Here is a 987-nt window from a genome sequence, read left to right as displayed (position 1 = left end):
TGCGAGAGCAACGCGTTCACTGCGTCGTCGGCGAGCGCGCCGAGGGCGTCCTCGAGTGCGGCCATGCCATCGTCCGAGAGCGGTGCCTCGATCATGCGCTCGCGCATCGCTGTCTGATCGGCGAGCCCCATGCCGTAAGCCGACAGCACACCGGCGAGCGGATGCGCGAAAACCTTCGTCATGCCCAGGGCGTCGGCCACCCCGCAGGCGTGCTGACCGCCCGCGCCACCAAACGTCGTCAGCACATAGCGGCTCACGTCGTGACCGCGTTGCACCGAGATTTTCTTGATGGCGTTCGCCATGCTGCCGATCGCGATTTCGAGGAAGCCTTCGGCGAGGGCCTCCGGCGTCTGGCGGCGCCCGGTGGCCTGCTCGATCTCGGCGGCCAGGGCGGTGAACTTCGCCACGACGACATCGCGATCCAGCGCCTCGTCGGCGCACGGACCGAACACCTTCGGGAAATGCGCGGGCTGAATCTTGCCGAGCATGACGTTGCAGTCGGTCACCGTGAGTGGGCCGCCGCGACGGTAGGCCGCCGGCCCCGGATTCGCGCCGGCCGAGTCGGGCCCCACGCGCAGGCGCGTGCCGTCGAACGACAGCACGGAGCCGCCGCCCGCGGCCACTGTATGGATGCTCATCATCGGCGCACGCATGCGCACGCCCGCGACCTGCGTCTCGAAAACACGCTCGAATTCGCCGTTGTAGTGCGAGACGTCAGTGGACGTGCCGCCCATGTCGAAGCCGATCACCCGTTCGAACCCCGCCGCGCTCGATGCGCGCACCATGCCGACGATGCCGCCCGCCGGGCCGGACAGGATGGCGTCCTTGCCCTGGAAGTTGTCGGCGCGCGTGAGTCCGCCGCTGCTTTGCATGAACTGGAGGTTCACCCCCGGCATTTCCTGCGCGACCTGTTCCACGTAGCGCCGAAGAATCGGCGAGAGATACGCGTCGACGACCGTCGTGTCGCCGCGCGAGACGAGCTTCATG

1 protein-coding gene is annotated in these 987 nt (G+C 68.3%); it reads right to left on the bottom strand.

The features are described 5' to 3' along the window. A partial coding sequence (locus tag W930_RS28820; protein WP_036656431.1) for a hydantoinase/oxoprolinase family protein occupies window positions 1–987 on the bottom strand: 987 nt, incomplete at both ends.

It is taken from the genome of Pandoraea sp. E26 (genome assembly GCF_000681415.1).
Lineage (GTDB): Bacteria > Pseudomonadota > Gammaproteobacteria > Burkholderiales > Burkholderiaceae > Pandoraea > Pandoraea pnomenusa.
The sequence above is the reverse complement of the archived record's forward strand: the minus strand, read 5'-3'. Positions and strand labels throughout refer to the sequence as shown.